23 protein-coding genes and 2 pseudogenes are annotated in these 26,882 nt (G+C 47.8%); 7 read left to right on the top strand and 18 right to left on the bottom strand.

The genetic code is table 11. The features are described from left to right. The first annotated feature begins 33 nt into the window (after window positions 1-33). Window positions 34-690, top strand: coding sequence for a DUF998 domain-containing protein (locus AC0YN3_RS07585; RefSeq protein ID WP_475774510.1), 657 nt, complete (start codon window positions 34-36; stop codon window positions 688-690). 72 nt (window positions 691-762) lie between these two features. Here the strand turns inward: AC0YN3_RS07585 and AC0YN3_RS07580 are convergent, their stop codons facing one another. The 4 genes from AC0YN3_RS07580 to AC0YN3_RS07565 all read right to left on the bottom strand — a co-directional run bounded on the left by AC0YN3_RS07580 (window position 763) and on the right by AC0YN3_RS07565 (window position 3,600). Beyond that, window positions 763-1,320 carry an AAA family ATPase gene (locus AC0YN3_RS07580; protein WP_475774509.1) on the bottom strand — a complete coding sequence of 186 codons (558 nt, stop codon included), beginning with the start codon at window positions 1,318-1,320 and terminating at the stop codon, window positions 763-765. Between the two features lie 47 nt (window positions 1,321-1,367). Then, a complete protein-coding gene (locus tag AC0YN3_RS07575; RefSeq protein WP_475774508.1) occupies window positions 1,368-1,676 on the bottom strand; it encodes a hypothetical protein in 309 nt (102 codons plus the stop codon). 257 nt (window positions 1,677-1,933) lie between these two features. Then, window positions 1,934-2,401, bottom strand: coding sequence for a GyrI-like domain-containing protein (locus AC0YN3_RS07570; RefSeq protein WP_475774507.1), 468 nt, complete (start codon window positions 2,399-2,401; stop codon window positions 1,934-1,936). 155 nt (window positions 2,402-2,556) lie between these two features. Further along, entirely contained in the window at window positions 2,557-3,600 is a 1,044-nt protein-coding gene (locus AC0YN3_RS07565; RefSeq protein ID WP_475774506.1) for a LacI family DNA-binding transcriptional regulator, read from the bottom strand. A gap of 149 nt (window positions 3,601-3,749) precedes the next feature. Here AC0YN3_RS07565 and AC0YN3_RS07560 point away from each other — a divergent pair, with 149 nt between their 5' ends. Next, a complete protein-coding gene (locus tag AC0YN3_RS07560) occupies window positions 3,750-5,000 on the top strand; it encodes an FAD-dependent oxidoreductase (protein ID WP_475774505.1) in 1,251 nt (416 codons plus the stop codon). 176 nt (window positions 5,001-5,176) lie between these two features. Here AC0YN3_RS07560 and AC0YN3_RS07555 read toward each other — a convergent pair whose 3' ends face one another. Next, entirely contained in the window at window positions 5,177-5,323 is a 147-nt protein-coding gene (locus AC0YN3_RS07555) for a DUF7336 domain-containing protein (RefSeq protein WP_475774504.1), read from the bottom strand. Window positions 5,324-5,557: 234 nt separating this feature from the next. Between AC0YN3_RS07555 and AC0YN3_RS07550 the strand changes: the two are divergent. Both AC0YN3_RS07550 and AC0YN3_RS07545 read left to right on the top strand, forming a co-directional pair. Next, window positions 5,558-5,748, top strand: a pseudogene (locus tag AC0YN3_RS07550) (IS256 family transposase); the annotation flags it as partial. 72 nt (window positions 5,749-5,820) lie between these two features. Next, a complete protein-coding gene (locus AC0YN3_RS07545; protein ID WP_475775097.1) occupies window positions 5,821-6,021 on the top strand; it encodes a helix-turn-helix domain-containing protein in 201 nt (66 codons plus the stop codon). Between the two features lie 371 nt (window positions 6,022-6,392). On the opposite strand, the gene AC0YN3_RS07540 is transcribed toward AC0YN3_RS07545, so the two are convergent. The 13 genes and pseudogenes from AC0YN3_RS07540 to AC0YN3_RS07480 form a co-directional block, all read right to left on the bottom strand. Continuing rightward, a complete protein-coding gene (locus tag AC0YN3_RS07540) occupies window positions 6,393-7,016 on the bottom strand; it encodes a helix-turn-helix domain-containing protein (protein WP_475774503.1) in 624 nt (207 codons plus the stop codon). Between the two features lie 698 nt (window positions 7,017-7,714). Continuing rightward, window positions 7,715-7,837 (bottom strand): annotated as a pseudogene (locus AC0YN3_RS07535) (CPCC family cysteine-rich protein); the annotation flags it as partial. 206 nt (window positions 7,838-8,043) lie between these two features. Continuing rightward, on the bottom strand, window positions 8,044-10,446 hold the full coding sequence (locus AC0YN3_RS07530) for a polymorphic toxin-type HINT domain-containing protein (RefSeq protein WP_475774502.1): 2,403 nt from the start codon (window positions 10,444-10,446) through the stop codon (window positions 8,044-8,046). A 338-nt stretch (window positions 10,447-10,784) separates the two neighbouring features. Further along, window positions 10,785-11,519: a glycerophosphodiester phosphodiesterase gene (locus tag AC0YN3_RS07525; RefSeq protein ID WP_475774501.1), complete on the bottom strand. Its 735-nt coding sequence runs from the start codon at window positions 11,517-11,519 to the stop codon at window positions 10,785-10,787. Next, window positions 11,516-12,319: a glycerophosphodiester phosphodiesterase gene (locus tag AC0YN3_RS07520; protein WP_475774500.1), complete on the bottom strand. Its 804-nt coding sequence runs from the start codon at window positions 12,317-12,319 to the stop codon at window positions 11,516-11,518. The genes AC0YN3_RS07525 and AC0YN3_RS07520 overlap by 4 nt, the downstream gene beginning before the upstream one ends. 18 nt (window positions 12,320-12,337) lie before the next feature. After that, window positions 12,338-13,747 carry an ABC transporter substrate-binding protein gene (locus AC0YN3_RS07515; protein WP_475774499.1) on the bottom strand — a complete coding sequence of 470 codons (1,410 nt, stop codon included), beginning with the start codon at window positions 13,745-13,747 and terminating at the stop codon, window positions 12,338-12,340. Window positions 13,748-13,819: 72 nt separating this feature from the next. Then, on the bottom strand, window positions 13,820-14,662 hold the full coding sequence (locus tag AC0YN3_RS07510) for a glycerophosphodiester phosphodiesterase (RefSeq protein ID WP_475774498.1): 843 nt from the start codon (window positions 14,660-14,662) through the stop codon (window positions 13,820-13,822). 116 nt (window positions 14,663-14,778) lie between these two features. Further along, window positions 14,779-15,600 carry a carbohydrate ABC transporter permease gene (locus AC0YN3_RS07505; protein WP_475774497.1) on the bottom strand — a complete coding sequence of 274 codons (822 nt, stop codon included), beginning with the start codon at window positions 15,598-15,600 and terminating at the stop codon, window positions 14,779-14,781. A 1-nt stretch (window position 15,601) separates the two neighbouring features. Next, on the bottom strand, window positions 15,602-16,474 hold the full coding sequence (locus AC0YN3_RS07500; protein WP_475774496.1) for a carbohydrate ABC transporter permease: 873 nt from the start codon (window positions 16,472-16,474) through the stop codon (window positions 15,602-15,604). Window positions 16,475-16,510: 36 nt separating this feature from the next. Continuing rightward, window positions 16,511-17,062: a glycerol-3-phosphate responsive antiterminator gene (locus AC0YN3_RS07495; protein WP_475774495.1), complete on the bottom strand. Its 552-nt coding sequence runs from the start codon at window positions 17,060-17,062 to the stop codon at window positions 16,511-16,513. A gap of 323 nt (window positions 17,063-17,385) precedes the next feature. Then, the gene (locus AC0YN3_RS07490; protein WP_475774494.1) at window positions 17,386-19,065 is read right to left on the bottom strand and encodes a type 2 periplasmic-binding domain-containing protein; all 1,680 of its coding nucleotides are present in this window, start codon (window positions 19,063-19,065) and stop codon (window positions 17,386-17,388) included. A gap of 106 nt (window positions 19,066-19,171) precedes the next feature. After that, complete coding sequence (locus AC0YN3_RS07485) at window positions 19,172-20,779, bottom strand: response regulator (protein ID WP_475774493.1); 1,608 nt, start codon at window positions 20,777-20,779, stop codon at window positions 19,172-19,174. After that, a complete protein-coding gene (locus AC0YN3_RS07480) occupies window positions 20,760-22,595 on the bottom strand; it encodes a sensor histidine kinase (protein WP_475774492.1) in 1,836 nt (611 codons plus the stop codon). Before AC0YN3_RS07480 ends, AC0YN3_RS07485 begins: the two co-directional genes overlap by 20 nt. A 145-nt stretch (window positions 22,596-22,740) precedes the next feature. On the opposite strand from AC0YN3_RS07480, the gene AC0YN3_RS07475 reads away from it, so the two are divergent. The 3 genes from AC0YN3_RS07475 (at window position 22,741) to AC0YN3_RS07465 (ending at window position 26,860) form a co-directional block, all read left to right on the top strand. Beyond that, the gene (locus AC0YN3_RS07475; protein WP_475774491.1) at window positions 22,741-23,691 is read left to right on the top strand and encodes an ABC transporter permease; all 951 of its coding nucleotides are present in this window, start codon (window positions 22,741-22,743) and stop codon (window positions 23,689-23,691) included. A 15-nt stretch (window positions 23,692-23,706) separates the two neighbouring features. Next, window positions 23,707-24,579 (top strand): carbohydrate ABC transporter permease, encoded by an 873-nt coding sequence (locus AC0YN3_RS07470; protein WP_475774490.1) that lies wholly within the window; start codon window positions 23,707-23,709, stop codon window positions 24,577-24,579. 148 nt (window positions 24,580-24,727) lie between these two features. Continuing rightward, the gene (locus AC0YN3_RS07465) at window positions 24,728-26,860 is read left to right on the top strand and encodes a glycoside hydrolase family 3 N-terminal domain-containing protein (protein ID WP_475775096.1); all 2,133 of its coding nucleotides are present in this window, start codon (window positions 24,728-24,730) and stop codon (window positions 26,858-26,860) included. Window positions 26,861-26,882: the final 22 nt, after the last annotated feature.

Here is a 26,882-nt window from a genome sequence, read left to right as displayed (position 1 = left end):
TACAAAAAATGAAATTGGGAAGGAAGAATCTATATGCAGCAATCTTTAGTTAAAACAAATAAAATCAGCCTAAATAATCTATTTCTGCTCGGAGGAGCCGTTTCAGCACCGTTTTTCTACTTCATCGCCATAGCTCAAGCCTTTACGCGAACGGGCTTTGATATTAGGCGCCATGCGATCAGCACGTTAACATTAGGTGAATTGGGGTGGATACAGAGCGCAAACTTCATCGTGACCGGATTGCTTGCCTTATTAACGGCCTTTGCCCTGCGAGATAGTCTTAAAGGCGGAAAAGGTAGCATATGGGGACCGTTGCTTATTGGAATATACGGGCTTGGCATGACGGCAGCCGGGTTTTTCCGTCCAGACCCCGGCCTATCCTTTCCCCCCGGTGCGCCTGAGGGTATGCCAACAGCGATGAGCGTAGGCGCATCTTTGCATTCGGCTGCTTTTTTCACGGCTTTTCTTTGCCTTATAGCGGCATGTCTCGTATTTGCCCGCCGGTTTGCCAATCAATCCGAGCGCGGCTGGAGCACCTATAGCCTAGCATCCGCAGTCATAGCTCCTTTGCTTATTGGGCTTGGTATGGGATTGAACACTTGGATCGGGGTCATTATGGGGATAGCAGGAATGATAGCCTTCGGCTTTGTTTCAGCGCTCGCTCTGCGGTTTCTCTCTAAAGCGTCCTAATCCTGCGTGAACATGCAAAGAAGGAGCAGCTGCCGCGGCAAATCTGCTCCTAAACGATGCTTCGATCCTCTTTTATAGCTTAAACGCGTCTTTTATAAACTGGGCTACTTCGCTTGGCGTCAAGTTTGTATTATCGATTCTCAGATAATGCTCTCTAGTTATCTCACCTTCCAGAGAATTCAACCGATATTTATCCATGGATGCTTTTAATTCTTTTTCTGAATGCTCAACGTTGCGCTTTGATGGCTTTTGCTCGAGTCTATGCGGGGTTTTGTTGCGTTCAAGCCTTTCTTCAAGGGTCGCTGTCAGCTCAACAAAATAAACGTCGGCACCGTTCGATTCAAAAATACGGCATGTTTCGTTAACAAAATCCCAATCCTCTTGCTGGTCAAACGCCCACACATAGGTAAATATCAACCCTTGCATTTCGCTCTTCGCTACCGCTTCGAATATTTCAAAACGAAAAAGAGAGGAGAGTCTCCATGTCTCTGCGCTAAACCCAAAAATCGGGTTGAGCATCTCCAGCGTCATGTGATTATGAAACAATTTCAATTCTGTTTTGCTGGCTAATTCATACCCGACTGTCATTTTACCGACGGCTTGCGGCCCATAAATCAATACGAATTGCATGGCTCTTCCTCCCCTTATTTGAAAATAACGCTATACGCTAACGAAGCTTACCCTTCCAATACGTCTGCCTTTAGCTCGCCTGCGATCTCCATCAGCTTAGGAATGACAGCCTCGTTCGTGCCGGAAACGTATATATCTCCGTCATAATGCCTGAACGGGATCTTGGCATCGCCGTAGCTCCACATGAAAAATTCGCCATTAATGGACATCGTAGTTTCGCCTTTCACCGTGAAAACCGATGAATACTCAAAGTCAGCTTTCGAAGCAAAATACTGTTTGCATTCCTCCAATGATATCGTGAGCGGCGAACCGCTCGTTTCCTGCAATGATCTAGTAATGCGATAGCGTTGACTCATGGATATGCCTCCTATGTAATTATCCGTTTGTTAATATAAAACGCAGTATTGCAACCGTTTAGCCGCAGCTTAAGCTTCTGAAAAGTATAAGCGAGATTGCCGGTTGGATCAATCCTTACGCCTCCAACTGCGATTCCATACATAACCGGAAAAGGAGAAGCTGCCGCGGCAGCTCCTCCTTTTTGGATCGTTGCATGTTATGAGCCGGACTACATCTTTTGAAGAATCGATATATGCCGCGGAGGAAAAGTATCCTTTTATGGTGCTGGTATGTAAATATCGATTCGGCTCTCTTCGCTGTCCAAATCGTTTATATCCTGCCAATATTCAAGATCAATGGGTCTAGTCCCGAAGCTGTTGTTTATATATTCATACGTAGCGCCAATCTGTGATTCTGGGCCCTTATGTACGATTTTGATGTATCGGCCGGCTGTTATGGTGTGGCTTGTCATACCGCTTGGCAAGCTATCGGGTGCGCTCACTGCTACTCCGATTACGTGCTGGAACGGTACATCCGGCGTCCATTCGCCTTCATGAGGATAGATTTGATTCAAATATATCCCTGTTCCTACCCTATTTTCAATTTCAGCACTTCGTTTCTCTAGGTCTCTGCGCAGCGCTTCTACGATTTTCGAGTCGAGCACATGGTTTAAGCTTTCCGTTATAGTGAAACCAACCAGCTTGATCTCTTCTTTTTCGATAACCTCGGACTCATACGTCTTCATCTTATATTCCTCCTTATTATTCGGAAAGCAAGCTATTTCAATGATGGCGGTTCTCCTATCACTATACGGCTTTTCTCCTGCTAAGCCAAGCCCCTCTCTACCTGGCTGGACAGCACATAGCCCGAGAATGCTAGCGTATCGGGATCGTTATGAACTCAGGAATGGATGTCAAGAAGGGTATGCCCCTTATAAAAGGATCCTCTGAGCCTAACCTGCTCATAAGGCAGCAACGGGTTCGCGATACGTCGCAGCATCAGCTCGGCTGCGCGTTCTCCAGCCTCCCTTACAAGCAAGAGAGGTCTTGTCATCCCTGGAAAATAAGTATTCTCCTCGTTCTCCATCCCTACAAGCGACAAATCCTCAGGAATCTGTAACTGAAGAAAGGCTGCAGCGACATAAATCCATTCGGCCACGCCTGGAATTGCGCCAATAACAGCCGTATATTGGCCGGAGCTCAACCGATCGCGCAGCAAAGACATCCACGCGGCGCGATCCGCCGTGGAAATGGTGATATGGTTAACCGGATCGGCCAAGCCCGTCAGCCCCAGCCTGTCTGCTGCTGCTTCGAAAGCTTGCCATCTTAACCGAAAGCCGCGCTGAGGCTCAATTTCTCCCACGTATAGAATTCGGCGATGACCGCAGCGGTATAGCTCGTCCATCGTCCGATGAGTCGCGTATTCCACATCCCAGATCACGCTGTCTACCTCTGCCAGATCGGAAGGATAATTCAACAGCACCTTGGGGATGTTCAGCTTTAAGAGCGCCGTTTCCATCCACTCCGGTATGGCGGCGGTTAGAAACAGACCATCTGCAAAAAACAAACCGTTCTGCTCCAGCCATTCCGCGAGTTCCGCTTCATTCGTCAATGCGGCTGGTACCAGCAGCGGATATAAGGAGTGTCCGAGCTCGTTCATCCGAAGCTGCACGCCTTCCAGCTGCATCCGATGAAACAGCGAATCCCCGATCAGCAGCATCGCAAAGCGCCGCGGATTCGTGTTCGCCCAGGCTATACGCTCCGCGAACATGCCCGATTCCTGCTCCTTCGTGCGGTAACCATGCTTGCGCGCACAATCCGCGACCGCTTTGCGCGTCGACTCGGACATGCCCGGCAAACCACGGAGCGCTTTTGAAACCGTATGGATCGTCAAGCCCAGCTCATCGGCAATCGTATGTAAAGTGACGGTTTTTTTTCTCGGCATGGAAGAGCCCCCTAGCGCGTTTAGTTATCTTAATTGTAACAAAAATGAAACTATAAAATAGTGCCATTTTCTCCTACACTGAAAGCAAATGCAAGCGGCCAGAGATGCATTAAGCGTCATCAGCGCCCAATCGAGAGGGGATAATCAGCATGTCAAACAAGGAAATTACGATGCAGCGCATCGTTCCCGTACACGCCTCAGTCGATGTTATTGTCGTTGGAGGAGGTCCCGCCGGAACGGCAGCCGCAATAAGCGCTGCCCGCAGCGGATGCAAAACGATTCTGCTGGAGCATTCCGGCCAACTAGGAGGCATGGGCACGCTTGGTAATGTGAGCGTCTTCATGGGCGTAGGCAATGTAACGGGAATTTACCGCGAAATGATCGCGGAATTTCTGCCAGCCGCGCTTCCGAGCTCCCATCATGAATCGATTTGGCCGCAATACTCGCCTTTTGAACTGCGTCATTATTTGAATCAGAAGCTGGAGAAAGAGGGCGTTGACGTCTATTACCACACCAGCTTCGTGTCAGTGATGATGTCAGGCAGCAAGGTTACCGGCGTCATCGCCAATACGCGCGAAGGACTCCGCGCCTTCGAAGGAAGCGTCGTCATTGACTGCACGGGCGATGCGAGAGTTGCCGCCGAAGCAGGCGTGCCGACCCACTCGGGACGCAGCGAGGACGGCCTCACGCAGCCGATGACATTGATGTTCATGATGCAGGATACGGGCAAGCCCGTAACGCCTTACTTGCCGGAGGATTGCTACAAATATGAATCCATCGAGGAACTGCCGCAGGGGCGTCATTTATATTGGGGCGGCATGGGAGATGGCACGCTGCTCGTGAACATGACCAGGGTTAGAGGAAATGGCGCAAAGATCGAGGATGTTAACTTTGCGGAAAAGGAGGCGCTGCGGCAGGTGTTCTCCGTCGCCAACTACTTGCAGCGGACCAACCATCCGAACCATATTTTGTCCCATGTGCCTGGCCAGATAGGCGTGCGCGAGACCAACCAGATTGAAGGCCGCTACACGCTGACAGAGGACGATCTGACCAGCGGACGCCGCTTCGAGGATGTAGTCGCACAAACCAACTATGAAATCGATATTCACAATCCAACCGGCGGAGCGAACACGGATGAGCGGAAGCTGGAGGGTTATGACATCCCTTACCGCTGCATGCTTCCACAGCATGTAGAAGGCTTGATTGTCGCTGGGCGCAGTATATCCGCCACTCACGTTGCGATGTCTTCCATGCGCGTGCAGGCTACCTGCTATGCGCTCGGTCAAGCAGCTGGCGTTGCCGCCTCTCTTGCCATCGCCGACAATGTGCCTGTGGCTGACATTTCCATTCCGCAGCTCCATGGGAAACTAGCCGCGCAAGGCGTCGTTTTTATTCAGTAGGTTTATAGGCATTGAAGCGATTAATAAGCAAAGCCTCGAAATCTTCTCTCTCGATTAGAGAAAGATTTCGGGGCTTTGTTTGCTATCTAAACGTCGTTAAAGTAGCTGAATATCTGCTTCACAAGTTTAAATCAATTAACTTGCATTTTGCTTTTGATTGATTATTTGCTGTGTGGTTACGTGCTGGTTGTTATAAAGCCTTCTTGCCAATTATTATGATCCAATTCGTATTTATCAATATGAAATCCATCCACAGATTCCTGAAATCCTGATTTTTCCTTATATATTTCGATGACATGTTCTGCTTTTTCTCTTGTTGTCACTTTCGACACCTGTCGCCATGCAAACCGGCTTCAATACACTCTGCATCCACTTGCGTGCCAGGGTATAATCAAGGCCTTCCATTGCTCAAAACATTACAATTTATGCATATGATTTGATATGAGTATTTTAAATTGATTTAAAAAAGCTTATCAAAAACTATTTCAAAGGTCTGTCAACAGGGATAGCTATGTTGCTTCTCACAAATACATATGCGAGGTATTTGAGTACTTCTCTACCATCGTCAGCTTCTGAAAGTAACATAAGGAAAAGCATCTTCCCATCCGACGAAGTACTTCTCAAAATGCTTTATTTCTCCACCATGGGCGTCATTCGCAAGTGGACAGGTTGGCTCCAGAACTGGAGTCAGATGCTTCTCCATCTCTTTGTTTTCTTCGCAGATCAAGTCGGACACCTTTTACGCTAAGAGGAATAGCTCTCTCGGGGGCTTCCTTTAAAAAGAGTCTAAACAAATTTTTTGACAGACCCTGACCTAAGCATGGCAATTCGAGTGAAGTTGCGCCAGTTGTTAGAGCAGAAAGGAATATCTCAACGGGAACTGGCAAGATTAACAGGGTTACTAGCAAGCACAATCAACCATCTTTGTTCTGACAATGTTGACAGGGTTTACTTAGAGACATTGGAACTCGTTTGTAAAACACCCAACGTCAGAATTGAAGAACTGATAGAAATTGATTGAGCAAGCATACCGCCCACGGCGACATTAGAATCTCTGCATTCATGTAAAGAGTTATTCGCCATCTCACCAATCCCCTCTAAGAAACAAGAATCCCCCGAAATCGCAGACCGCCAACGGCGTGTCTGCTGTTTCTTTTTCATGTGATTCTTAGCTTGATTCTTCTTTATTGAGTATTGTTAATGATTATTATTAGTGAGACTCTCTGACGGTTGGCAACAGACTTTATGTCTGCCTTTCAGACTCTCAGTCTTGCATAACCGACTCTGCGTCAAATCCGTGGACACTTTGTCTACAGCCACTGTTTTCTAGCCATCAACAGACTGTATGGCGGTTGTCAGGACAGAGAGTCTGATGAGAGAACAGACTCGTCATTATTGTCCGTTCTCATCGGGCGGAAATCGCTTGCCAAACTCGATTCTCAGGAATTGAACATAGCTGTCCAGTATTTCCTTTTCGGCAAACTTCTCAAATGGCAGTCGTCGTACATTGAGTTTTTGAAGTTGAGCGATAAATGCCTTGTACTCCTCACTCTTGATGACTTCCTGAACCCACAAAGTCATTTTCCTTTCATTAACCTGCTTTCGAACACTGCCAATAAACTCATGCGTTTTCTCGCTTATCACCAATAACGGATGGCAGTGAAGATAGTTCGGCAAGTAGTAGGTTTTGTTCTTTCCCTGACTGACAAGAATCAGCTTCTTATCAGCCAACTCCTTGATGTGGCGTTCTATCGTCTTGGAACTACTCCCGACATTTCGGGCAATCATCTCATGGGTCGGGTAACACTGAGCCTTGTCGCTCATATAAGCGATAAGGTCAACCAGTATCAACTTCTCGTACTGGCTTAAGCCGTAACAACGATGGATTTTATGTGGTACTTTGGTAAATCCCTTGTGAAGAGACGTGAACTCGCTTTCTTGACTTACCTTGTCCATGTACTCGTTAGCCGCATGGCGGTTTTGAATCAAAACGAAATCAGTAGTCCTTGTTGTCATATAAATCCCTGCCTTCTGCGTATTTGATTACACTGCCACACGGCGGCTATGAAGTCAGGAAGGCGGCTAGCCTGAAACGCATCCTTACCTGTATTTGTCAACTACTCGTCAGCAGATTTCTTTCTTACAATGTAACAATCGCTGTAAAGGCCGGTTCAGTTGCGGTCAGAATCAAAATGCTTCAAGTTTGCCGCCCCTACTATTAATTGTCGTGCTATCCATATAAGAAGATGCGACTTCTGACCTTCTCACCCTTTTATTCTACAGTTGCGAGACATATTGAAAAAACGTGAGAAAAAGAAGATAACAAAAAACAGGTCAATTATGGTGGTATCTGACCATAATCAACCTGTTTTACGTAACGGAATAGTGATATTTAGGTTATAAAATTAAAGTAATTAATGTGCGTACAATCGAAATGGAGAAATCTTCATACGGGTACTACATGGATTATATGTGTTATTGGTTGAATGATAGGTTCATTCGACACTGGTTAGCCTCCACCAATAATAATTTAACTAATAGTTGTATTTCCACATGCAAAAGGTTACTTTGAAGCATCTGCTAGATAAACATTAAACTTTCCCATCTAGCCATTTGTTTGTATAGTACTTATTGGAGTTTATGCGAAGTTCATTGCGATAGTCTACTATGCTCCCTTTATTAATAGACCTATAAGAATTTATGTCCGAAGTTCCATCATCTTCCCACTTGCAATATGGGCAAATATCATAACCTGCTCCTTCAAACGCACCATAAAGTTCGGTTAAAGTTTTAAACCCACAACAAGGACAAGAATATAACTCTTCTACCTCACCAATGACTTCTACTTGATATCCAGAAATAGCATGAACTATTTCTGCTAAAAAACCATTACTAACACCTTGAAAATCGATTTCTACCTCATTTTGTTCCTTATTAATGATTGACGTTTCTTCTTCCAAATACTCGGATAAATCTATCTCTTTTCCTATTATGTTACGTACTGATTCAATTATTTTAAACGCATTTTCTCTAGTTATATTATTCATCTTATTAGCCCCTGTTCTTTTAATGTCTGAATCACCATATCATCAGGACGACCATCCCATTTATAAAATGATTTAATTTTACCTCCTTTCTCTGTTCCAACAAATATAGATTGAGTGGATGGCTCATATCTATATACATATCCATTCGTAGTCGTCTGTACAATACTATCAGAATTTCTAGTACCAAATTCATAAGCCATATCAGAGTATTCTTTAGATGATTTTGCTCCAAACTCCGTACTACCATGTTTGTCAAAATGTGCTTTTAATTTTCCCTTATTCCATAAATCAGCATTCTTCGCTGTTGGTTGCCACACGGAATTACCCGCACCCTTAACAGCACAATTATGCACCCAAACACCAAGATTGGACACAAAATAAGAATGGAAATCCGCAACCTCAAAATTATAAACAGTTGCTTCACGTGGCTCTTTTTCAATCTTATCTATTGCCAGTTTAGTACCGTCACTTGAAACAAGCAAATCGCCAACTTTCAGGTCTTTGACGAACGTCCATCCTTTGCTATCAAGCCAAAATGGATGTTCAGCAGTAGCTTCTATAACTTCATCACCGACGTGAACCTTATAGATTTCGTCAGCTTGTTTTTGGAACAGCCCCACGACCTCTTTATATGCCACTTCTCCGGTTTCGTCAGACTTAGCGAGAACCTTGTCCCCTACCTCGATATCCTCGATAGGTTTTCCCCCTTCGTCTGTCATAACCTTAGTACCCGCTGTAAAGCAATTACAAGATACTTTCTCCAATTTCTTCATCAGTTTTTTTAACTTAGGAGCAAATTTCAATACCGTCGCTAATGCCCCGCCCGGTCCTGGTACTGCAACAGATTGCAAAATGTCTCCGAGCTTCACACCAAACTTCTTAACTTCAGCATCTGTTGGTTTTTTTGTGAAAATATACTTAATATTATTGAACACATACTTGTATGGCTCTAATGCGGACTGCGCTACTCCAGATGCAAGCTGCCCTATCGTTATTTTACCATTAATAACCGATAGTGCTAATTGACCCATGCCCAGGTAAGTATTAAAGTCAAACATATCTTTAATGCTATTCCCTACCGATTTTGCAATTCCAGCGGCTAGGTCATCGAATTGGCACCATTTCATATAGCCCGTTGGATCAACGAAATTAACTGGGTTGTTTTGTACATAAGCATACAAATTCAAGCCATCACCGCGATAGGTGTCTTCTTGCGTAAAGCGGCCGATTTCCAGAGAATAGTATCTAGCACGCAAATAATAGTCCTCAGTAGTAGAATCATATTGCTCGCCTGCGTACATAAATCGGTTACGAACTTGCGTCTTATCCTGAGTTGTATTACCAAATGCGTCATAAGAATATTGATTAACGACATATCCTGCAGCATCCACAAGTTTAGTAATATCGCCATGAACATTGTTCATGTAGCTGTACCAACGATTTTGCGGATCTTTAGTCGCTACCAGATCATATCCTCTTATATAACTAGCCAACTTATTCCCATTACCGCTCGTTTCGGCGATAACTTGTTTCACTTCACTGTTATCATAGACAAAATCCATTTGAATGCCACTTTCGGAAATACTCATTCTGGCTCCGGCAGGATCATAGGTGTAACTCATCCAATCACCGTTACCCATGTCGGACGTAACGAGCTGATTAAACCCATTGTACGTATACTGATTCGTACTTTGCACGCCTATTTCTTGTAGCATATTGCCGTTTCCATCATACGAAAAGCTAGTTGACCCCTCTCCTGACACAAAACCCGTTAAGCGGTTATTAACGTCATAGGTATATGATGTTGACACACCATTGGAGGTTTGAACTGTCCGATTTCCTGCAGGATCATGTTGGTAGGACTCAATATTGTTATCAGGATTCTGAACCTTTACTAGCTGCTGCAGCTTGTCATAGGAATAAGACGTAATCTCTCCATTCTCATTATCAGTCAATACATTCCCGTTCTTATCATAGGAGTATGAATGCTGCTCTAGAATATTCCCTTGGCCATTCTTACCAATGACCCCCGTAATTTGCCCATCATGATCATATTGCAGAGACAATTGAATACCATTCGTATGCTTAATCTTAGCAATGGATTCATTCGGGTTATATTCATAGCTTGCGACATCGATTCCATTATCTTTGACTTTAGATAATCGTCCATAAGCATCGTAAGCATAGCCAGTTGTAGATTGGTAAGCATCCGTAATAGCAGTAATATTTCCATCAAGATCATATTGATAGGACGTATACGGTTTGCCATTTCGAGTTTGATTAGACAAGTATCCATTATTCGTATAGCTGTAGCGATCGATAACCTTATCATTTATTTCTGCAAATAATTGACCGTTTTTGCTATATAGAAACTCCTCTTTCTCACCCGTTTGCAGCACAAGCCGTGATGTTAACTGATCATCCGAATTGTAGGTATACTGTGTAAAAATCAGTAAGCTCCGTAAGCAGCTTACTGATTTCACGAATGGAAATTTTGTTTTAAAAAAGGGGCAGTCGAGGCTGTATACGCGGTCTCATCCAAACAGATGGAACAAGATAAAGCCAGCAAGCTTCACATGCAACAATAAATGCAAAACACAATTCAGCTGCTGCTTAGAATAACTTTGAAAATATGCCTTCCTTCTACTTTAGTAAGGCAAGATTACACAACAAAGCAGCCCTCCCTAAAACCAAGGAAGGCTGCTTCTGCTGTTGAAATAAACATCTTCATATCCATTCAATATAACGAATCCCGAACTACTTTTATCCTCGCAGGATAATCCGTGATGACGCCCGATGCCTTCGCTTCGAATAAAGCCTTTCCGTCCGCTTCACTATTGATGGTATAAGGATAAACCTTAAGTCCCTGCTGCATCGCTTCAACAATATCCTCAGCGTCTAACCACTCATAATTCGGATGCAAGGAATATACCGCCACTCCTGATGATGCAGCCATAAGCGAATGACTTTGGAAGTTTGCAGAGTACAATAAACCGATTCGCAGCTCGGGGGTCTGCTTCTTGAGCTTAACCAATGTTTTGTGCTCAAAGGAAGAGACCACAACATGCTCCAGCCGGCGGTATTGCCGCACAAGCTCCATTAAACGCTTCTCCAGAAGCTCGCTGTACGAACATTTCACTTCAATATTAAGGAACGTCTCAGGCTTCAGGACAGAGAACACTTCTTCTAGCAACGGAAGCTGTTCGGCTTGAAATTTAGAATGAAACCAGCTGCCAGCGTCCAGTTCTTTCAATTCGGGTACGGTCAGGCCTTCAATTCGTCCTGATCCGTTGGTCGTTCGATCCACAGCCGCATCATGGCACACGATAATTTCTCCATCGGCTGACAGGTGAATGTCGAGCTCCATCCCTTCGGCACCTTGCTCCTCGGCTAATAGAAAGGCGGCCATCGTGTTTTCCGGCGCTTCTCCAGATGCGCCACGATGCGCGATAATGATCGTTTTTTGATTCATGCCTGACCTATTTTATGCATACGCGGCGGATAATGAGTCATAATGCCATCGACGCCAAGCTCGATTAGCTTCTGAATGCCTGCTTCTTCATCCGTCTCACCTACGGACCAAGCAATGACTTCAATTCCATCCCTATGACAGGCTTCGACCAGCTCTTCGGTAACAGCAGTTGAATACGGATGAATTTGTTTGGCCTGAAGCTTCTTCAAATACTCCGCTGGTCTGTATAGCTGGTCGACTGTCGTTACAGCAGCGAACGAAACACTCGGATATTGCTGGCTAAGCTCGTAGATATAATGATGGCTGAAGCTTGAGATGCTGCATTGCTGCTCCAATCCATGCTCCATGATCAATTCAGCAATCGCTTCTCCCATGCCCGGATATAATGCCGCCGTTCCCTTCATCTCCACGATAAGAGAGCGACCTGTTTCCTTCGCCAATTCCAGCAGCTCTTCCAGCTTGGGAATCGACTGAAAGCCTATTTCATCCGCCTTTTCCGTCTGCCTTGGCTGGGATACAAATAGCTGTGCTACGGCAGCAGTCTCAGGATTCATATACGAATGGGAAGCATTGTAATGGCTTAGTTCTTCATACGTGAAGTCCCTTATCTTGCCTGTACCGTCCGTTGTACGGTCGATCTGCTCATCATGACAGAGGACAACGACATTATCCTTCGTAAGATGGGCATCGACCTCAATGCCGTCTGCACCTGCCCCAAGTGCTTTCCGATAAGCCAGCATCGTGTTTTCTGGATAGATTCCGCTATAGCCCATCGCTGCAATATTTTTAGTTCGAAACATTGTGTGCCTCCCTTTCTCTTATTTGCCCATGCTCGTATTATAATCTTTCAGTGATTTGCCAACCTGAGCCGAGAATTTATCTACCGCTTGCTGCGGCGTCTGAACGCCAGCAATGACTGCATCCATATTTTCCTCGAAGCTGAGACGCGCCTCAGGCATTACCCCAAATACGGCACCCTGCGTGTAAGAATTGTTCGGATAAGCAGACTCCTGCTCCAACGCAACTTGAATGGCCGGATTGCCTTCCAGATACGCTTTCACCACCGCCAGCTCGTACGATTTTTTGTTAATCGCAATATCGCCTGTTTTTAACGTCCATTTTGCCTGTACCTCTGGCGAAGCCATGTACTGCATAAAGTCCCATGAAGCTTTTTTCTTAGCCTCATCCGCATGATCAATTAACCAGAATGATGCGCCTGCTAGCAAAGAACCGCCCTTTTCGGTTTTCTCCAGCATAGGGAAATAGCCTACGCCCAGCTCGAACGCACCGTTAATGGCTTGCTTTGCATAATTGTAATAGCCGGAAACAAAGGGAAGCATTGCAATCTTGCCCGCTGTAAAGGATTGATAGCCTGAAGATAAGTTTTTCCCAAAGTCAACGACGCTTTCTTTGTCCGTGAATGCTTTCCAGTTCGTGAACACGTTCAGCAATGCCTCATTCGCATCTGCATCAAGCCCCGTTGCCCTACCAGAACGACCATTGTCGCTATTTACGTAGAATTTGCCTTGTCCAGCAATTAGCTGCTCCATAAACCAGCCGTATACCGCAATCGTTGCGCCATAGCGGGTAACCTTGCTGCCGTCTTTAATCATTAATTTATCTGCATATTCCTCAAACTCTTTGTAAGTGCGGGGAGGCGCATTTGGATCAAGGCCAGCCTCTTCAAACGCCGTTTTGTTGTAGAACAATAACGCTTGTCCGTAATTGAACGGCATGGACCATAATTTGCTATCAATCGTATAATAGGATCTAGCCATGTCGTTTAGTTGATTCAGGTCGAAGTTTGATTCTTTGGCAAAATCCTCAACCGGCAAAGCGTAGCCGCTGTCAATCATATAGCGGGTTCCCGCTTCATACATATGCAGCACATCGGGACCCGATCCGCTTGCCATGGAAGATTTGAACTTCGTCAGCGTTTCATCGTATGTCCCTTGGAACTGGCTTGTCACATGAACTTTGTCTTGCGAATTATTATAGTCCGCAATAATTTCTTCAAGCGACTTATAAATTTCCCCGGTGAACGAATTCCAAAAAACAATTTCAGTCGGTTTTCCATTGCTCTCCGGTACAGCCGCATTGGTGCCTGAATTCGTTCCTGCATCCGTGCCTAAATTCGACTCGTTCGCTACCTTCGCGCTGTTACCCGAGCAAGCAGCAACCATAAGCAACAAACCTAGCGCTATTAATAATGCAATTCCTTTTTTCATATCTTTTATGCTCCTGTCTCATATAGGGGATTATAAATAGGAATGATTAGTTGTTTATTGCCTCATTAACTTCTAAATGCGTGCTTGATTCTTGAGTACCGCGCTTAACAATTCAGGATTGTGCGTAATAATGCCATGAACGCCGTAATCCACAAGCTGCTCATTATAGACCCGCGTATCCGTTCGCCCCATCGACCACACAAATAGCTCAATGCCATTTGCTCTGCAGGACTTAGCGGTTACGGCGGTATCCTCTGCGCTAATCAAACAATTTTGCAGGGCTGCTGCTCCAAGCTCCTTCGCATATTTCCCAGCTTCGAACAGCTGCCCCACGAACATAATGGAATAGGAAATGCTAGGCTCCTTGACGCTCAGCTCGTGAATATAAGCATGATTAAATGAGGAGATATAGCATCGTTTCTCTAATCCATGCTGCTTAATGAGCTCGCAAACCTGCTCGCCGATTCCGGCATTCGCACCTTCATGGCTTTTTATTTCGATAATCAAAGAGGCTTTGCCCGTTTGCAGAAGCGCGAGTACATCCACTAGCCTAGGTATCGGTTGAAACGTTATGTTCGTCAGCATCCTCGCATCTACGGCTGGAGTAAAGGATAAATGCTCGAAGCCTTTGGAGCGATAGCCACTAGATTGGAACTCACTGCGGCCCATAAAGCGCGAGGCTGCATTAAAGCGCCTTAGCTGCTCGTATGTGTAATCGCTGATCGCGCCTGCGCCGTCTGTCATCCGATCGACTTGATGATCATGGCTTACCACAACAACGCCATCTTTGGTTAGCTGGACATCGACTTCCAATGTGTCTGCACCTGCTTTGAGCGCTTGTACAAGGGCAAGCATCGTATTCTCAGGATATGCGGCGCTGAAGCCCATCGTGGCAATATTTTTAATGGCTGTCATCTGGTCCATCTCCTCTCTCGTCATTCCTTTCATCTATAAAATAAAGCGGAAATCCCATTATTCATCACTCTGCCCTCGCGCATCACCTCCTTTCCTCAGCTAACCAACCCCAATTTCTATGCTTTAACGGCACCCGATGAAAGACCGGATATGAGCTGTTTCTGGCCTAAATAAACCGTAACGACCATCGGTAGGAACGTGATCGACACTGCTGCCATAATCGGACCGTAGGTTGTCGAGAACGTGTCACTCATCATCGATATTCCAATTTGAACCGTGCGTTTACTAATGTCGTTCGTAACGAGCAGCGGCCATAAATAATCATTCCATGAAAAGATGAAGTCAATAATGGCGCAAGAGCTGATCATCGGGCGATTGATCGGAACAACGATCTGGCACATGAACCTAAAGTCAGAGCAGCCGTCCATTTGAGCAGCTTCTCTCAGCTCAGAAGGCTGGCGCATAAAGCTTTGCCTTAAATTAAAAACAGTGAAGGCCGACGCGGCCGAAGGAATAATGAGTGCCGTATACGTGTCCATCAGATTCAATTGGCTGATGATCGTGAAGTTCGAAAGTACGATTGATTGTGCCGGGATCATCATCGTAGATAGAACCAGGTAAAACAAAACACTTTTTCCTTTGAAGTCAAAGAACGTAAATGCGAATGCTGCCAATATCCCGACAGCGAGCTGCAACAGGGTTATCACCAACGATACAAACACTGAGTTCGAGAAAAACCGGAGCAGCGGCACCATAGAGAAAGCATCCGCATAATTTGCCAGATGAATCGGATTAGCGAACAATTGAATGCCTTCCTCGTACATTTGTGCCGGTGACATGAGACTGATTAAAAAAGCATAAATAATCGGAAAGGCTACAATGAGACAGACAGCGATATGAATCAAAATCCACATGGAGGAACGAAGTTGCTTTCTCATATCAATACGTGACCTTCTTCTCAAAATAAAATTGAACGCGCGTGATTACCATAATAACGAGGAATAAGAAAACGGATTGCGCGTAAGCGAGCCCGTATTGGCTTTTCCTTAAACCATCCATATAAATGCTGTAGCTCAATATTGTTGTACTGTTATAAGGGCCGCCAGCCGTTAAAACGTGAATTTGCGCAAACGCCTGGAAGGAGACGATCGCATTGATGATAATGAGAAAAAACAAAGTCGGAGATATGCTTGGCAATGTCACAATGAGCTGTTTCTTCCAATAACCCGCTCCATCGACGTTCGCTGCCTCATACAGGCTGTTGTCTACCCCTTTAATCGCTGCCAAAATAATAATGTAGTTCAACGAGGCATTCTGCCACACGGTAATCACGATGACCGCTGCCATAGACCAGCCAGAGGAATTAAGCCAATTCGTATCGGTTCCGAGCAGCTGATTCAATATTCCGTTCATCGGATGCAGAATGAAGTTGAATACAATGGCAACGGCTGCGGAGGAAACAGCCATCGGCAATGTGTATATGGTTTTGAAGATCGAGCCCCCTCTGACATCCGATTGAGCAAGCAGGGCAAGCAATAATCCGGCAATAAGCGAGGCGAACATCACTGCCGCAGAAAACTTAAACGTGACCAGAAGCATCGAATAGAACGGAGGAGCTGTGAAAATAGAATAATAGTTGTCCAATCCCACCCATTTCACGAGCTGACCCGCCGGTGAGGTTAAGCTGAAGCTGAGCAATACGGTTTTAAGGAACGGATAATAAACAAATAGCAGCAGCAAGCCTACGGTAGGCGCTAGATATACATATGGTTTTAAGAATCCGCTAAAACGTCCTAACTTTTGTGTGAGCATGGGTCATTTACCTCTCATCTCTGGAATGATCTGTTCTTACCAAAACCTTGCGTCTCCGATGGATACGTAATCAGCTCCGCTGGCGAGCATCTCCCTTATCTCTTCCTCGCTGCGAATCAATCCGCCTACGATTAATGGGTGATGAATCCTCTCCTTCACCTCTCTAATCACGCGCGGCATTAAGCCTGGCATAATCTCCACTTCATCAGGATGCGATTGCCCAACCATCTTGATCGCAGATTCAACGGCGGCCGTATCGATCGCAAAAATCCGTTGGATGGAGCGGATTCCCGCTTTTCTTGCCGCGGCAATCGCATTGGTTTTGGTTGAAATAATGCCGTCAATGGAAAACGTGTCAGCCAAATATTGAACGGCAGAATTATCCCTGCCAATGCCATTAACCATTTCAATGTGCACGTACACTTTTTTCCCTGCTTGATGCAGGTCGCGAACGATTCCAGAGAGCTTAAGGATATCGCCAGTCATCAGATTTACTCGCTGCACACGGCTTTTCAATACCGCACCGATTTGTTCGGATTTCGTGATTGATGCAATAATAGGAAGCTGGTTCATCGTATGTTCAGCCATGTTTTCTCCTCCTCAACCTTAATGCTTATCACTGTAAACCTCTTTTGTTCGCGAGATGTCACGCCCATATTAATAATCTGCAAGCGTGTTGAATGGCATAACAAAAAACCCAAACACGGAGTTCTGTCTTTGACAGAACGTCGTGTTTGGGTTTTCTCGTGGTCTCTACCCTAAATATGCTGTTAGGATGACTATAACGGTGAATTGTTATCGCAATATTCGTGTAGTATGAAGAATATGTGAAGCCGGCTTGCATAAGAAAACCGGCAAGACCACTCCTGCGGTCTTGCCGGCACTTGGCCATTCACTTCACGATCGCTTTATTACTTCGAAACCGACTTAAACCAGTCGTTCACTTCCGTCGTAATTTGATCGCCGCCGTTTGCTTTCCAATTCGTTACGAAAGTATCAAAGGCGTCGATCGGCAGTTTGCCGTAAATGATTTTGTTGAACGTTTCCAGCTCCGACTGGCGAAGAAGGCTCCACTTGGTAATCATGGTAGGCGTTGCCGCTCCCGTAAAGTAGTTCTGCTTGCGAATATCGATTTGCGACATCACGACTTTCGCGGAATACCAGTTTTCCGGCTTGCGGAATTCGGCAGTCTGCTTCTCGTAAGGCGTTTCTGGCGCTGCGCCGTCAGCAAGCTTAACCAGCGTTTTCATATAAAGATCAGGAATGCGTGCCGGGCCCGTAATAAACGCAAATTCGTTATTGTAGTCTTTAATTTTGTCTTTGTTGTTCGTTGGCTGTCCGTCTACCTCATCCCAGTCATAGCCTTTCGCGAAGCCGAACTCGTATGCCCCGCCAGCCTTAGGGTTAGCCAAGTTGTCCAGCAAATAGTTGTAATAGATGAAAAATGCTTCCGGGTGCTTGGCATCCTTGTTAATCATAAAGCTGCTGTTCACGCCTGAATTTTGCCATTTCGTTCCGATTGCGCCATCCGGACCTGCCGGGATCGGATACGCTTTGTATTTGGAGCCTGCTACGTTCTTAAGCAGATCCGGTGCCGGCCAGTCCGGTACCCAGTTCGCGCCCGGCAGGACGCCAGCTTTGCCGTTTGTCCAAATTTCAGCTGTCTTGCCTTCATCCCACAAAGCCGCATCCGGGTGAATATAGCCTTTCTCCATCCATTCCTTCAGCTTGGCAAGCGCTTGCTTCGCGCCTGGGTTAACGGAGCCGTACTCCAGGTTGCCGTCAGCATCCTTGTTCCATTGCTCTTCCACTGCACCGTATGCGCCGAAGAGCCAGTCAAGCGAGCCCATCCACGTATTCGTGTTGTTTTTCAAAGAGATCGCAAGCGGATATACGTCCTTAGCAGCTAATCCGTCCGGATTCTCGTTTTTGAATTTGTCCAAAATGTTATCGAGGTCCGCAATCGTCTTAGGCGCCTCAAGGTTCAGCTTCTCCATCCAATCCTCGCGCAGCCACAATAACGTGTCATCGTTGTCCGTATATTCAAGAATCGGCACATTCCATTTCTTGCCGTCCTTCGTGAAGGGATACCAAAGCTCGGGATGCTGCTCGGCGTGGTCTTTCCACGTTTGGTTCGCATACTTGTCGAACAGCTCGTCAATCGGCAGGAATTGTCCGGAATCGATGAGCTGGTTCGTTAAGATCGAATCCGTCGGCACGAATACGAAATCAGGCAGCTTCTCGCCTGAAGCGATTGCAAGCTGAAGCTTTTGCTTGTATTGGTCGTTGCCTGCCGGATACCAAGTATCCTTATGCTTCATGCCGAATTGCTCCAGCATCCAGCGGTCGTGGACATTGTTTTCCTTGCTGTCGCCGTTCGTGTATTTCCGCGGCATGATGACCGTGCTGATGTCAATCGGAGGATCATATTTGCCTTTCGCGAACGCTGCATCGGCTTCCGACGAGGTCCCTGTATTCGAGCCGGTATTTTCCGAGCCTTTATTCTCATCCTTGCCGGCATTCCCGCTGCATGCGCTGACGACGAAAGCCATTGCTACGAGCAGTACTAATGATTTTCTAAGTTTGTTCATGTTTCAGTCCCCTTTGAAGTAAGATGATCACATAAGCTACTTTACCAAGCAGCAGGGGATGCCATCTATATGACTTTGTTAGTTTCCATAGAACTCTGTCATGTTGTTAGGAACCGATCCGGTAATCCTGCGGCGTCACGCCGAACTGGCGTTTGAACACTTTTATAAAGTATGCCGGCTCCAAATATCCGATTTCCGTGCTGATCTCATAGACCTTTTTATCCGTCGTTTTGAGCAGATGGCATGCGCGTTCCATGCGAAGCCGCGACACGTAATCGCTTATTCCTTCGCCGGTTTCGATCTTGTAAATTTTGGACAAATGCGTCGTATGCAGGTTAACGTGATCGGCAAGCGCGCGCAGCGATACGTCCAGATGCAGGTTTTTTTCCGTAAAAGCCTGCACCTTCTTCACGTAATGGGAACGGATATCGTTAACCTCATTCGCGGTTCCTACCTTCAGCTTGCCTAGCCCAGACATCGACCAATTGCGCAGCTTGCCGATCGTAGCGAAAGCTTCCCCGCTCTGAAGCAGCTCCATGTCCTCGCCTAACAATTGCTCGAGCTTATGGCCGTTGCGATGGGCATAATGGGTAAAGGATGAAGCAATCAAGAAGCCCGCCTCCATGCAGTGCTCCCATGAATCCGGCCATTTGAGGTCCAGCTCCTCGAATACATGCGCAAGCTTCTCCTCAAGCGCATCCCACCGCCCGGCTTCGAGCAGATTGCTGATCGTGGGCGGACTATGGATCGCATCCAAAGCCCCTTCAGACACATGCTGCCCCAATTCGCTGGCCCGCATGACGAATTCCCGTTCATCGCCGACGATCTGGCGAAAGGAGGATGCGGCTTTCCGGTAAATGTCGGCAAGCTGTTCGGGAAACCGGAATGGCTCCGTAATGACAATAGAAAGCGAGCCTCTCAAATATTGCTTCACTTTGGCCTGCAGCTGCACGGCCAGCTTCTCGAGCAGCTGCTCCTTCTTCATGTCCTGCGACTCGTCCTTGAACTGCAGCAGGAAGGCCAAATATCCGTGCTCCTCCCTGACGCCCCATACTTCCGTGAATTCGCCGAATATTTCTTCCGCAATGTTAATAATCGCATATTCCATCAGCTGCTGGCCGTTGTTCCGGTATTGGCCGAACTCCTCCTCAAGCCGGACGAGAAGCAAGGCACAATCCCCGAATCGGATCGGCAAATGATAATTTTCCAGCTTCCGGCTCCATTCATCGGCAGGCAGCTTTGCTCCCCGCAGCGCATCCAGCAGCAGCTGCCCCCGCAGCAGCGGCAAATTTTCCCGCAGCGCATATTCCGTACGCTCCTGAGAGCTGATGCTCTCCCATTCCGCCTTCAATTGCTCGATGGCAGACTTGACCGCTCCGAACAATTCCTCGTCTGTCGGCGGCTTCAGCAAATATTCTACCGCCTTGTGGCGCAATGCCTCCTTGGCATATTCGAAATCGGAATGGCCGGATAAAATAATGCATTTGATTCGCTTGTCGCTTTCCCGAATTTTCTCGATCAGCTCGATCCCGGTCATCTCCGGCATTAATATATCCGAAATGACGATATCAATCGGCTGCGTCTCGATAATCTGCAGCGCTTCCCGCGCGGAATACGCTTTGTGAACCTGCTCAATGCCGAGCGTATGCCAAGGCTTGTGCATCGACAAATTGTCTACCCAATGGGCTTCGTCATCAACGATGATCATCTGCATGTTGTGTTTCCCCTTTTATGTGAAGTGGATGGCGCGGCTCTTCCGGAACGGGCATCTGCCAGATGATCTCGGTCCGGAAGCCTCCCAGCGGCGATTTGGTGAAATGCAGGCAGGAGCCGTCTCCAAACTGATGCATGATGCGCTGGTTCGTATTCCATAGCCCGCAGCCCATTTCCTCCTGCAGCGGCTCTTTCATTTTGCGGTTAAGCGCCTCCTGCTGCTCCGGCGTCATGCCGGGACCGTCGTCATCGATGTAAATTTTGCAAAAGCCTTCCGACACTTCGCCCTTAATACGAATCTCGCCCGACGAATAGGTTTTGGCAACCCCATGAATGACGGCATTCTCCACAACGGGCTGAATCAGCAAGCGCGGCACCTGCTGCTTCAGCATCTCGTCTTGAATATCGATGGTGTAGTAAATCCGCTCGTTGCGCAGCTTCTGAATATCCAAGTAGTTGACGATGAGCTTAATCTCTTCCTCCACGGAGCCCGTTTGCCGCTCCATCCGCGTCGTATAGCGGTAATATGCGCTCAGGTTGTAGGCCATCGATACAACGGCCTCCTGCTCCTTCATCTGGGCCATGTTAATAATATAACCTAGGCAGTTATAGAGAAAATGAGGATTAATCTGCGCCTGCAGCTGCTTCAGCGTCGCTTCCCTTGCCCGCAGTTTCTCGCCAAGCACCTTCTCGACCAGGTCCTGGATTTGCCGCGACATTTCGTTGAACCGGTAAAAGAGGAAGGAAAACTCGTTGCTTGCCTTTTCTTTTATCTGCACGGAGAAATCGCCGCGCTGTACGCTCTGCAAACCGCGAATCAGCTTAATAATCGGACGCTGCACGTTGCGGTAAAGCAGCACCGAGGCGGATATGCCAACGGCGAACAGCAAGGCCATCGACAAATAAAATAAGTTCCGGCTGAACGACATCGGTCCGAGCATTTGGTCCAGCGGAACGCTATCAACCAAATACCAACCAAGCTGCGGCGACTTCACGGCGCTCACCAAATAGTTCTTATCCCCCAAACGGACGACCTCTTGCTCGGTTCCCTCCAGCTGCTTGCCGTCCAGAAAGGCGACCAGCTCGCTTGCCAGCTCCTTCGAAGCGCTCCGATTCAGGATCGGCGCCTCGCCTTGGCGGTAAAAGATCGGGTCGCCTTGCCCGCCCGCTTTGTACGTATCCAGCATATTCTCGATATTCTCATGGCCAAAGCTCGCCTGTACGACGAGATTGCTGCCTTTAAGCGCGCCTTGATGGCCAAAGGAATCCGTATAAAACCAATGGAATGATTGCTGATCGTCCGGGACGCTATCCCTGCCGTCTCCGTATGTCCATGCTCCCGTCATATTGTCGTTCAGGTACGCCTCGTCGTATTTGATCGTATCCTTGCTGTTGGATATCGCTTCTTTGTTTTGCTGCGAATAAACCGTATACGTGACGGGCCAAATGTTCGTAATCCCCGACTGCAGCATCATCTTCTCCTGCACGACGTACCTCGTCTGCATCCGGTCGTAAAGATCATCCCATATATTTAAGCCGTTGAATTTCTCGACATTCGGGTCCTTGGAGAACGTAATGACGAAATCGATCGTTTGATTGATCCGCGAGTCGATCTGGCTCGATAGAAAGGAGAGCTGCTTCATGTTGGAGCCCCGAAGCTCCTTGCTGATCGTATTCGTTGCGATCTCATTGGAATACGTGAACAAGATGATGATCGGAATGAATAGGACCAGAATCAAAATATTCATTTTCACGAAAAGGCTGTACCTCGGCCCCATCTTCTTCTTCACGTACGCTGCGCTTTGGCGTAGTACCATATTCCGATCCTCCCCGGCTGATTCTGCCTAACAAAAACCTATGAATCCTAACATTGTCTTATAGTTTCGTGCGGATGCACTTTGTTACTATTTATATCAGGGTTTCAAGTGTTACACAAATATGATTTTACGGAAAGGGAGAACTATGGACTCTAATACCCTATTGCAACCAAACCCTAAAGCTGCTCGGAAATCGAAAAAGGACAGCGGCTACAAACAGCCCTGGATGCTTCATCTAATGGTGCTTCCAGCCGTTCTGCTGGTCTTCGTTTTTTCTTATCTTCCCATGTCCGGACTTCTTATGGCCTTTCAGGATTATAAAGCCGGGCTCGGCATATCCGGCTCGCCTTGGGTTGGGCTGAAGCATTTCCGCTATATGCTTGAGAACGAATATTTTCTGCAAATTACATGGAATACGCTATTTTTTGCCTGCTCCAAAATCATTATGAATTTGGCCATTCCGTTTATCTTTGCCTTGCTGCTTAACGAGGTGCGGAATATGGGACTCAAACGCTCCATCCAAACGCTCGTATATTTGCCCCACTTTCTTTCATGGGTTACGCTCTCCGGCATTCTGATCGACGTGCTTGCCCAGACCGGCCTAGTCAATCAATTTCTATCGGGCGTATTCGGCATTAAGCCGATATTCTTCCTCGGAGACGGCTTCTGGTTCCGGTTCACGATTATATTCAGCGATGTGTGGAAGGAATTCGGCTTCAATACGATCATCATCCTCGCGGCGCTTGCCGGCATCAATCCGGCTCTGTACGAAGCAGCCGAGGTCGATGGGGCAAACCGGATCAAGCAGACGATGCATATTACGATTCCGGCGCTTATCCCGATTCTTATCGTTGTCGCAACGCTTGCGCTTGGCAACGTGCTCAACGCCAATTTCGACCAAGTATTCAACCTTTACAGCCCGCTCATCTATCAGCAAGGCGATATTATCGACACCTTCGTATACCGCGAGGGCTTGCTAAGCGGACAATTCAGCTTCGCAACGGCCGTTGGCTTCTTCAAATCATTCATTAGTTTAATTCTAATCGTAATCTCATACCGTTTAGCCTATAAATTCGCCGGCTACAGGATCTTCTAGAAAGGGTGAACGCTCATGTACCACAAAACCGTATCCTACCGCCTATTCAGCATCTTCAATAATGTGCTGCTCACCGTCATCTCGATCGTCTGTTTGCTGCCGCTCTACCATTTGCTGATGGTGTCGTTAAGCTCGTCCGCTCCGGCGAATGCCGGGCTTGTCACTTTCTGGCCAGTCGGCTTCACCTTTGAGGCGTATGCCAAAACGTTCGAGAACGCGAACTTCCTGTCCTCCCTCTGGGTATCGGTGCAGCGGACCGTGCTCGGAACGGCATTCGCCATGATCATCAATGCCGTAGCGGCTTATGCCTTATCGAAGGACACCCGTGTCTTCCGGGCAAGAAACATCTATCTATGGTATTTCGTGGTAACGATGCTCTTCAGCGGCGGACTCATCCCAGGCTATATTCTCATACTCAAGCTGGGTCTTATGAACACGCTCATGGCCCTTATTCTTCCAGTAACGGTATCCGTGTATAACGTCATCCTGCTGCTCAACTTCTTCCGCACCGTGCCGAAAGAGCTGGAAGAAGCAGCCTTCATTGACGGAGCCAGCCACTTGAGAAGCTTCGTATCCATCTATTTGCCGATCTCCATGCCAGCGATTGCCACCATTTCCCTGTTCACGATGGTCATGCACTGGAATGCTTATTTCGATGGCTTGATCTATATCAAGGAATCGATGGACCTGCCGCTTGCCAGCTTCCTGCAGACGGTTATCGTACAGGCGGATATGAGCAAGTTCGATCCGTCAATCGTTGCCAACAAATCGCAGCGTACGCTTCGGGCCTCGCAAATTTTCATCGGCGCGCTGCCTATTCTGCTCGTGTATCCGATCCTTCAGCGTTATTTTGTCAAAGGCATCGTCATCGGCGCGGTGAAGGAATAGCATCAGCCTGCCATCAAACGTAATGAAATCACTTATATAATCAAGAGAGGTTGCGAACAACATGACGAAACAAACGGAGCAGCAAGCCAAACAACCAATCAAGCGGCAAACGGGCTCAACCGTTTCTTTGCCTGATTTGCTGGCACAAATGACGCTGGACGAGAAAATTGCCCAGCTGATTCAATTGGCCGTCCCTTTCTACGAAGGGGCAGTAGACGCCGGCCTCATTACGGGTCCTATGGAATCGCTCGGCATTACGGAGGATACGGTCCGCAATAGCGGCTCCGTGCTTGGTATGGCCGGTGCAGCGGACACCATCAACGTCCAGCGCATTCATTTGCAGAACAACCGCCTTGGCATTCCGCTGCTTATGATGGCAGATATCGTGCACGGCTTCAAAACGATCTTCCCCGTGCCGCTTGCGATTGGCTGCTCTTGGGATTTGGAGCTTGCAGAGCTTAGCGCCGAGATTGCCGCAAAGGAAGCAGCCGTATCCGGCGTTCACGTGACGTATGCGCCAATGGTTGACCTTGTGCGCGACCCTCGCTGGGGGCGCGTGATGGAATCAACGGGAGAAGACCCCTATCTGAACGCCGAGTTCGCGCGGGCTTTCGTCCGCGGTTTCCAAGGCTCCGACCTTGCGGGCGACATGGACAGAGTGGCGGCATGCGTCAAGCATTTTGCCGCTTATGGCGCAGCCGAGGGCGGCCGCGACTACAACACCGTCGACCTCTCGGAACGCCAGCTTCACGAGTTTTATCTGCCAGGCTACAAAGCTGCGCTGGACGAAGGCTGCGAGATGGTCATGACCTCGTTCAATACGGTCGATGGCATCGCCGCGACAGGCAATGCCAAGCTGATGCGCAAGCTGCTCCGCGAGGAATGGGGCTTCGACGGCATACTCATCTCCGACTGGGGAGCCGTTAAAGAGCTGATCGCGCACGGCATCGCAGCCGATGAATCCGAGGCTGCGGCCAAAGCATTGAAAGCCGGAGTCGACATTGAGATGATGACATCCTGCTACGCGAAGCATCTCTCCGAGCTGGTAGAGAACAAGGAAATCGAAGAAGCATTAATCGACGAAGCGGTTATGCGTATTCTGACGCTGAAGCAGAAGCTCGGTTTGTTCGAGAATCCTTACCGCGCGGCTGATCCTGAGCGCGAGAAAGAAATCGTATTCTGCGACGCTCACCGGGAAGCATCGCTTGCGCTAGCCGTTAAATCCTGTGTCCTGCTCAAAAACGAAGGCGCGCTACCGCTTCAGGCGAGCCAGCGGATTGCGGTAATCGGTCCCTTCGCACGCAGCGGCGATCTGCTTGGTCCTTGGTCATGGACCGGCTCCCATGACGCTGTCGTTCGTTTGGCAGACAGCATGAAAAGCAAGCTACGCTCGGAAAGCGAGCTTCTCGTCGCTGACGGCTGCGGGATCGAGACCGCAACCGATGCGCAGTGGGAAGAAGCGCGCGCGGCGGCTGAAGCCTCCGATGTCATCGTCCTTGCGCTCGGCGAGCATTCGGATATGAGCGGTGAAGCGGGCTGTCGCGCGAACATCCAGCTGCCAGCGGTTCAGCTCGAATTAATTCGCAAGCTCCGTGCGCTTAATAAACCAATCGTCGTCGTGCTCTTCAACGGACGGCCGCTTGACCTGCATGGTGTTTATCATGAAGCAGATGCTGTTCTGGAAGCTTGGTTCCCCGGCAGCGAAGGCGGCAATGCGGTTGCGGATTTGCTATTCGGCGATGCTAACCCGTCAGGCCGCTTGACCATGTCCTTCCCATTCAGCGTCGGTCAGGTGCCCGTCTATTACAATGCTTACAACACCGGACGCCCGCAAGGCGCGGCCGATGCCCAGGTGCGCTACGTATCGCAATACCTCGATATTCCGAACGAGCCGCTGCTGCCTTTCGGCTTCGGCCTTAGCTACACGGCGTTTGAATACAGCGACGTGAGAATCTCCTCGGAGCAGATGGTTATTGATCAGCCTCTTGAGGTACGCGTGAAAGTAACCAACATCGGCAGCGTCGCAGGCGTTGAAACGGTACAGCTATATGTGCGTGACTTGGCGGGCGAGGTTGTACGGCCGGTTAAGGAGCTGAAAGATTTCCGTAAAGTGGCGCTAGAGCCAGGCGAGTCGCAAGACATGGTATTTACGCTGTCGGAGACTCAGCTCCGTTACTACCACTCCGACCTTAGCCATTCAAGCGACAACGGCGATTTCACCGTCTTTGTCGGTCCTAATAGCAGAGAGACGACGCCATTGTCCTTCCGATTAACGAAATAAAGAAGCTAAAGCAAACAACCAA

This window comes from Paenibacillus sp. J22R232 (assembly GCF_056269165.1).
Note: the sequence above shows the minus strand (reverse complement) of the source record. Positions and strands in the feature narration are given on the sequence as shown.

What these genes read in the sequence shown, in the direction of transcription:
- AC0YN3_RS07565 (WP_475774506.1), bottom strand. Translation starts at nt 3,600, where the DNA reads ATGCCGAGAAAAAAAACCGTCACTTTACATACGATTGCCGATGAGCTG.
- AC0YN3_RS07495 (WP_475774495.1), bottom strand. Translation starts at nt 17,062, where the DNA reads ATGGCTGAACATACGATGAACCAGCTTCCTATTATTGCATCAATCACG.
- AC0YN3_RS07485 (WP_475774493.1), bottom strand. Translation starts at nt 20,779, where the DNA reads ATGCAGATGATCATCGTTGATGACGAAGCCCATTGGGTAGACAATTTG.
- AC0YN3_RS07570 (WP_475774507.1), bottom strand. Translation starts at nt 2,401, where the DNA reads ATGAAGACGTATGAGTCCGAGGTTATCGAAAAAGAAGAGATCAAGCTG.
- AC0YN3_RS07560 (WP_475774505.1), top strand. Translation starts at nt 3,750, where the DNA reads ATGTCAAACAAGGAAATTACGATGCAGCGCATCGTTCCCGTACACGCC.
- AC0YN3_RS07515 (WP_475774499.1), bottom strand. Translation starts at nt 13,747, where the DNA reads ATGAAAAAAGGAATTGCATTATTAATAGCGCTAGGTTTGTTGCTTATG.
- AC0YN3_RS07475 (WP_475774491.1), top strand. Translation starts at nt 22,741, where the DNA reads ATGGACTCTAATACCCTATTGCAACCAAACCCTAAAGCTGCTCGGAAA.
- AC0YN3_RS07465 (WP_475775096.1), top strand. Translation starts at nt 24,728, where the DNA reads ATGACGCTGGACGAGAAAATTGCCCAGCTGATTCAATTGGCCGTCCCT.
- AC0YN3_RS07500 (WP_475774496.1), bottom strand. Translation starts at nt 16,474, where the DNA reads ATGCTCACACAAAAGTTAGGACGTTTTAGCGGATTCTTAAAACCATAT.
- AC0YN3_RS07540 (WP_475774503.1), bottom strand. Translation starts at nt 7,016, where the DNA reads ATGACAACAAGGACTACTGATTTCGTTTTGATTCAAAACCGCCATGCG.
- AC0YN3_RS07480 (WP_475774492.1), bottom strand. Translation starts at nt 22,595, where the DNA reads ATGGTACTACGCCAAAGCGCAGCGTACGTGAAGAAGAAGATGGGGCCG.
- AC0YN3_RS07470 (WP_475774490.1), top strand. Translation starts at nt 23,707, where the DNA reads ATGTACCACAAAACCGTATCCTACCGCCTATTCAGCATCTTCAATAAT.
- AC0YN3_RS07525 (WP_475774501.1), bottom strand. Translation starts at nt 11,519, where the DNA reads ATGAATCAAAAAACGATCATTATCGCGCATCGTGGCGCATCTGGAGAA.
- AC0YN3_RS07545 (WP_475775097.1), top strand. Translation starts at nt 5,821, where the DNA reads ATGGCAATTCGAGTGAAGTTGCGCCAGTTGTTAGAGCAGAAAGGAATA.
- AC0YN3_RS07490 (WP_475774494.1), bottom strand. Translation starts at nt 19,065, where the DNA reads ATGAACAAACTTAGAAAATCATTAGTACTGCTCGTAGCAATGGCTTTC.
- AC0YN3_RS07520 (WP_475774500.1), bottom strand. Translation starts at nt 12,319, where the DNA reads ATGTTTCGAACTAAAAATATTGCAGCGATGGGCTATAGCGGAATCTAT.
- AC0YN3_RS07580 (WP_475774509.1), bottom strand. Translation starts at nt 1,320, where the DNA reads ATGCAATTCGTATTGATTTATGGGCCGCAAGCCGTCGGTAAAATGACA.
- AC0YN3_RS07575 (WP_475774508.1), bottom strand. Translation starts at nt 1,676, where the DNA reads ATGAGTCAACGCTATCGCATTACTAGATCATTGCAGGAAACGAGCGGT.
- AC0YN3_RS07505 (WP_475774497.1), bottom strand. Translation starts at nt 15,600, where the DNA reads ATGAGAAAGCAACTTCGTTCCTCCATGTGGATTTTGATTCATATCGCT.
- AC0YN3_RS07510 (WP_475774498.1), bottom strand. Translation starts at nt 14,662, where the DNA reads ATGACAGCCATTAAAAATATTGCCACGATGGGCTTCAGCGCCGCATAT.
- AC0YN3_RS07585 (WP_475774510.1), top strand. Translation starts at nt 34, where the DNA reads ATGCAGCAATCTTTAGTTAAAACAAATAAAATCAGCCTAAATAATCTA.